Origin of the sequence: Streptomyces sp. NPDC002790, from assembly GCF_040295505.1 — a bacterium.
Taxonomy (GTDB): Bacteria; Actinomycetota; Actinomycetes; order Streptomycetales; family Streptomycetaceae; genus Streptomyces.
This window is the reverse complement of sequence record NZ_JBEOVM010000192.1, coordinates 1-6179: the sequence shown is the minus strand read 5'-3', so window position 1 is coordinate 6179 and position 6179 is coordinate 1. Positions and strand designations below refer to the sequence as shown.

6 protein-coding genes are annotated in these 6179 nt (G+C 69.9%); 5 read left to right on the top strand and 1 reads right to left on the bottom strand.

Annotated elements, in window-relative coordinates:
- Window positions 1–205: 205 nt before the first annotated feature.
- The 3 genes from ABT004_RS35540 to ABT004_RS35530 are packed head-to-tail and all read left to right on the top strand — an operon-like array spanning window position 206 to window position 3824.
- A complete protein-coding gene (locus tag ABT004_RS35540) occupies window positions 206–733 on the top strand; it encodes a PadR family transcriptional regulator (RefSeq protein ID WP_351345702.1) in 528 nt (175 codons plus the stop codon).
- Window positions 730–1428, top strand: coding sequence for an ABC transporter ATP-binding protein (locus ABT004_RS35535; protein WP_351345699.1), 699 nt, complete (start codon window positions 730–732; stop codon window positions 1426–1428). The genes ABT004_RS35540 and ABT004_RS35535 overlap by 4 nt, the downstream gene beginning before the upstream one ends.
- Window positions 1425–3824 carry an FtsX-like permease family protein gene (locus tag ABT004_RS35530; protein WP_351345696.1) on the top strand — a complete coding sequence of 800 codons (2400 nt, stop codon included), beginning with the start codon at window positions 1425–1427 and terminating at the stop codon, window positions 3822–3824. Before ABT004_RS35535 ends, ABT004_RS35530 begins: the two co-directional genes overlap by 4 nt.
- Before the next feature lie 15 nt (window positions 3825–3839).
- On the opposite strand, the gene ABT004_RS35525 is transcribed toward ABT004_RS35530, so the two are convergent.
- Window positions 3840–4805 (bottom strand): LysR substrate-binding domain-containing protein, encoded by a 966-nt coding sequence (locus ABT004_RS35525; protein WP_351345693.1) that lies wholly within the window; start codon window positions 4803–4805, stop codon window positions 3840–3842.
- A gap of 132 nt (window positions 4806–4937) precedes the next feature.
- Here ABT004_RS35525 and ABT004_RS35520 point away from each other — a divergent pair, with 132 nt between their 5' ends.
- Window positions 4938–5492, top strand: a complete 555-nt coding sequence (locus ABT004_RS35520) for a peroxiredoxin (RefSeq protein WP_351345690.1) — start codon at window positions 4938–4940, stop codon at window positions 5490–5492.
- A 16-nt stretch (window positions 5493–5508) separates the two neighbouring features.
- Window positions 5509–6039: an alkyl hydroperoxide reductase gene (locus ABT004_RS35515; protein WP_351345687.1), complete on the top strand. Its 531-nt coding sequence runs from the start codon at window positions 5509–5511 to the stop codon at window positions 6037–6039.
- The last annotated feature ends 140 nt before the right edge of the window (window positions 6040–6179 follow it).

The following is a 6179-nucleotide window of genomic DNA, read 5'->3' as shown; positions in this document are numbered from 1 at the left end:
GAACGGCGGGGCTTGAAAGACCTGCTCAATCGCCGCAGGGGCTTGAAAGATCGCCTCAATCGCCGGCGGGGCTTGATAGATCAAGCCCCGCCGGCGATTGGCATTTCCAGCCCCGCCGGCGGTTGAGGCGCGGGGTCCGGGGCGGAGCCCGTGCGTTACGGCGAGCTATACACACCACGTATACACGGTGTGTATAGTGCTGCTCATGTCCATCGGCCACACCCTCCTCGGGCTGCTCGAATCCGGGCCCCGCCACGGTTACGACCTCAAGCGCACATTCGACGACACCTTCGGGCACGACAAGCCGCTGCACTACGGGCAGGTCTACTCGACGATGTCCCGCCTCCTGAAGAACGGCCTCGTCGAGGTCGACGGGATCGAGTCCGGCGAAGGCCCCGAGCGCAAGCGGTACGCGATCACCGACGCCGGCGTCACCGACGTACGGCAGTGGCTCGCGACGCCGGAGAAGCCGGAGCCGTACCTCCAGTCGACCCTCTACACCAAGGTCGTCCTCGCCCTGCTGACCGGGCGCGACGCCACCGAACTGCTCGACGCGCAGCGTTCCGAGCACCTGCGCCTGATGCGCATCCTCACGGACCGCAAGCGCAAGGGCGATCTCGCCGATCAGCTCATCTGCGACCACGCCCTGTTCCACCTGGAAGCCGATCTGCGCTGGCTGGAACTGACCGCCGCGCGCCTCGACAAGCTCGCCGCGGAGGTCCGCCCTTCATGAGTCACCCCACCACTCCCGCCGGTTCCCTGCTCGCCGCCACCGGCCTGCACAAGACGTACGGGCCGACACCGGCCCTCGACGACGCCTCCTTCTCCGTCCACCCGGGCGAGGTCGTCGCCGTCATGGGCCCCTCGGGCTCCGGCAAGTCGACACTGCTGCACTGCCTCGCCGGCATCATCACGCCGGACTCCGGCACCATCACGTACAACGGCCGCGAACTGACCGCCATGTCCGACGCGGAGCGCAGCGCGCTGCGCCGCGGCGAGTTCGGCTTCGTGTTCCAGTTCGGCCAGCTCGTCCCGGAGTTGACGTGCGTCGAGAACGTCGCGCTCCCGCTGCGTCTGAACGGCGTGAAGCGCAAGGACGCCGAGCGCCGGGCCATCGAATGGCTCCAGCGCCTGGAGGTCGACGACCTCGCGGGCAAGCGCCCCGGTGAGGTCTCCGGCGGCCAGGGCCAGCGCGTCGCGGTCGCCCGCTCCCTGGTCACGGGGCCGCGTGTGCTGTTCGCCGACGAGCCCACCGGCGCCCTGGACTCGCTCAACGGCGAGCGCGTCATGGAGCTGCTCACCGACGCCGCCCGCAGCACCGGCGCCGCCGTCGTCCTGGTCACCCACGAGACGCGGGTCGCCGCCTACTCGGACCGCGAGATCGTCGTACGGGACGGCAAGGCCCGGGACATGGAGTTCGCCCGATGACGCTCCTCGACGACCGGCCCGTGCAGGCCCCGCCCGCCCCCGCGAACGCCGGCCTCCAGGGCCGCCTGCGCGACCTCGCGCTCGGCGTCCGCTTCGGCTTCTCCGGCGGTCGCGAGGGCTGGATCCGTACGCTGCTCACCGCGCTCGGCGTCGGCCTCGGCGTCGCCGTGCTGCTGGGCGCCGCCGCCGTGCCGAACTTCACGAGCGCGCGCAACGACCGCTCCGACGCCCGCACGGTCAACACGCTCGAGCAGGACGACGTACCGCGGTCGGACCGCACGCTGCTCACGCTCGACGGCTCCTCGGAGTACCGGGACGAGACGATCGGCGGCTACATGGTGCGGCCCGAGGGCGGGCACCCCGCCCTGCCGCCCGGCGTCGACAAGCTGCCGGGCCCCGGTGAGATGCTGGTCTCGCCCGCAATGCGCGACCTCCTCGCCTCCCCCGAGGGCGAACTGCTCAAGCAGCGCTACCACTTCCGCGACGTCGGCACCATCCACGAAGCGGGCCTGAGCGACCCCTTCGACCTGTACATGTACGCGGGCAGTGACAGCCTGAGCACGGACCGCGGAGCCCACCGCATCGACCACTTCGGGCAGGCGGGCGAGAACAATCCGCTCGACCCGGCCCTCGTGCTCATGATCATTCTGGCCTGTGTGGTGCTGCTCGCGCCCATCGCCATCTTCGTCGCGACCGCCGTGCGGTTCGGCGGCGAGCGGCGCGACCGCAGGCTCGCCGCGCTGCGCCTGGTCGGCGCGGACGCCCGGACGACGCGCTGGGTGGCGGCCGGTGAGGCACTGCTCGGCACCCTCCTCGGGCTCGTGGCCGGCGTGCTCCTCTTCCTCGCCGGCCGGCAGGTGCTCGCCCACGTCGAGCTGTGGCGACTGGCCGCGTTCCCCGCGGACTTCACCCCGGTCCCGGCGCTCGCCGTGCTGGTCCTGCTGGCGGTGCCGCTGTCCGCGATCGCCGTCACGGTGTTCGCCCTGCGCTCCGTGGCCATCGAGCCGCTCGGGGTCGTGCGGGGCGGCCGGGTGCGCAGCCGCAAGCTGTGGTGGCGGCTGTTGTTCCTCGCCGCCGGCATCCTGATCCTGCTCCTGTCCCGCTCCGCCTCCGACACGACCCACCGCGGCATGGTGCTGATCGGCGGCGGTGTCCTGCTCTCCCTCACCGGCCTGGTCCTCGTACTCCCCTGGCTCGTCGAGGCCGTCGTGCGGCGGCTGCGGGGCGGCCCCGTCCCCTGGCAACTGGCGACCCGCAGGCTCCAGTTGAACAGCAGCGGCGCCACCCGCGCGATCTCCGGCATCACCATCGCGGTGGCCGGCGGCATCGCCCTGCAGATGTACACCGTCGGCATCAACGACAGCTTCACCAGCTCGACCGGCCAGGACCCCCAGCGCGCCCAGATCGGCGCGAACACCGACTTCCCGAGCGGCACGATGGCCGACCGGATGGTCCAGGACTTCCGGACCACCAAGGGTGTCAAGAAGGTCATCGGCACGGTCATCACCGATGCCGAACGCGTGGGCGCGAAGCCGGCCGAGGACGGCTTCCCCCCGTCCTCCTCACTGTCCGTCGGCTCCTGCCCCTCGCTGCGCGAACTCGCCAGCCTGCCGTCGTGCTCCGACGGCGACGTCTTCCGGGTGACCCGCTCCCACGACTCGTACGCCGACGACCAGTTGGAGAAGGTCGCAGTCCCCGGCGCGCGGCTCGTCGTGGACGATCCCGAGGACTCGGGCCGCACCGACCTGAAGCCGGTGCACTGGACGCTGCCCAAGGACGTACGCACCGTCGACTCCCGCAAGGACCCGACGGGCGATTACTACGGCGGCATCCTCGCCACCCCGGGCGCCCTCGACCCTGCGACCCTGCACACCGCGTCGACCAACGCGCAGATCCAGATCGACGAGAGCGTGCCCGACGCCGAGGACCACGTGCGCAACACCGCGTTCGCGATCGACCCGGGCATGCAGGTGTGGACGAACACATTCGTGTCCCGCGACAAGGAGTACGCGAGCATCCGCACGGGCCTGTTCACGGCCGCCGCCCTCACCATGGTGATCATCGCGGCGTCGATGCTGGTCTCGCAGATCGAGCAACTCCGCGAGCGCAGGCGGCTGTTGTCGGTGCTCGTCGCCTACGGCACGAAGCGCTCGACGCTCGCCTGGTCCGTGCTGTGGCAGACGGCGATCCCGGTCGTCCTGGGCATGGCCATCGCCGTGACGGGCGGACTGACCCTCGGCTGGCTGATGCTGCGCCTTGTGGACAAACCGGTGACCGACTGGCTGCTGTTCCTCCCGCTGACCGGTGTGGGCGCCGCCCTCGTCGCGGTGGTGACCCTCCTGTCCCTGCCTCCGCTGTACCGCATGATGCGGGCAGAGGGGCTGCGGACGGAGTGACGCCCGGCCGTCGGCTCAGCCGTCGCCGAGGATGCGAACCGGCATGCCCCGCAAGGCCGTTCGCAGAGCCGAGGCCAGCTCCACGTACTCCGCGGAGCGCGCCGCCCCCGTACGCATGGCGAAGGCCACCCGGCGTGCGGGGGCGGGCTCCGCGAAGTACCCGGTGAGCAGCTGGCTGCTCCGGCTGGTCTCGACGGACACGGCGGTGCGCGGCAGCAGCGTCACCCCGAGGCCGCCCGCGACGAGCTGGACCAGCGTGGCGAGCCCGGCGGCGGTCGTGGCGACGGGAGCGTCGTCGCGGCCCGCCTCCCGGCAGATGTCGAGGGCCTGGTCGCGCAGGCAGTGCCCCTCGTCCAGAAGCAGCAGGTTCAGCTCCCGCAGCGCTTCGCGCGGGATCCCCTCCCGGCCGCCGAGCCAGTGGTCGAGCGGCGTGACGAGCACGAAGTCCTCGTCGAACAGCGGGAGTTCACTCATCCCCGGCACCCCGAGCGGCACGGCGAGCAGCAGCAGATCGAGCCGCCCCGCACCCAGGCCCTCGACGAGCGACGACGTCTGCTCCTCGTGCACCTGAAGGTCCAGATCGGGATACGTCTCGTGGACGAGCCGCAGCACCGTCGGCAGCAGATACGGCGCCACCGTGGGAATCACCCCGAGCCGCAGCGCCCCCGTGAACGGCGCCCGCACCGCCTCGGCCTCCTCGACGAGCGCGCCGACCCCGTCGAGCACTGCCTTGGCCCGCACCGCGATCCGCTCCCCGGCCGGCGAGAGCAGCACCTTTCTCGTCGTACGCTCGACAAGGGTCACGCCCAGCACCTCCTCGAGCGCCGAGACCGCGCCCGACAGCGCGGGCTGACTCATCCCGATCGCCGCCGCCGCGTCCCGGAAGTGCAGGTGCTCCGCGACCGCGGCGAACGCCCGCAGCTGCGCCAGGCTCGGCTGTCTGCGCCGGGCCCCCGCGGGCTTTCCGTTCTGTACGGCCACTGATAGCCACCTCCGATCAACATGACCGAGTCTAGCTATTTCCGTAATCAATGCACTCTGTGCCACGATCTTGAGCAGTCCAACCCATGGAAACAGCCCCAAAAGGGATGTCTCCTACTGCAAGGAGTTCGTGTGCTCACTGTCGGTGACAAGTTCCCCGAGTTCGACCTGACTGCCTGTGTCTCGCTGGAGAAGGGCTCTGAGTTCGAGCAGATCAACCACAAGACCTACGAGGGCAAGTGGAAGATCGTCTTCGCGTGGCCCAAGGACTTCACCTTCGTGTGCCCCACCGAGATCGCCGCGTTCGGCAAGCTGAACGAGGAGTTCGCCGACCGTGACGCCCAGATCCTCGGCTTCTCCGGTGACTCCGAGTTCGTGCACCACGCCTGGCGCAAGGACCACCCGGACCTGACGGACCTGCCCTTCCCGATGATGGCCGACTCGAAGCACGAGCTCATGCGTGACCTCGGCATCGAGGGCGAGGACGGCTTCGCGCAGCGCGCCGTCTTCATCGTCGACCAGAACAACGAGATCCAGTTCACGATGGTGACCGCCGGCTCCGTCGGCCGTAACCCCAAGGAGGTCCTCCGGGTCCTCGACGCCCTCCAGACGGACGAGCTGTGCCCGTGCAACTGGACCTCGGGCGACGAGACCCTGGACCCGGTCGCGCTCCTCTCGGGCGAGTGAACGGAAGGCTGCTGACATGTCTCTCGACGAACTGAAGTCCGCCGTTCCGGACTACGCCAAGGACCTGAAGCTCAACCTGGGCTCGGTCATCGGCAACTCTGACCTTCCGGCCCAGCAGCTGTGGGGCACGGTCCTGGCGACCGCCATCGCCTCCCGGTCCCCGCGGGTGCTGCGCGAGCTGGAGCCCGAGGCGAAGGCGAACCTGTCGGCGGAGGCGTACACCGCCGCGAAGTCGGCTGCCGCCATCATGGCGATGAACAACGTCTTCTACCGCACGCGTCACCTGCTCTCGGACAACGAGTACGGGACGATGCGTGCCGGTCTGCGGATGAACGTCATCGGCAACCCGGGGGTCGACAAGGTCGACTTCGAGCTGTGGTCCTTCGCGGTCTCGGCGATCAACGGGTGCGGGATGTGCCTTGACTCGCACGAGCAGGTGCTGCGCAAGGCGGGTGTCGACCGTGAGGTCGTCCAGGAGGCCTTCAAGATCGCCTCCGTGATCCAGGCGGTCGCCGTCACCCTCGACGCAGAAGCCACCTTGTCGTAACCCTCTCGAGCCCCTGCGGCGCTCGAGCAGGCTTTTCAAGCCCCTGCGGCGCTTGATGAGCAAGTCTTTAAAGCCCCTGCGGCGATTGAGCAGGGCTTTTGAGCCCCGCCGGCGATTGAGGCGCGGGGTCCGGGGCAGCG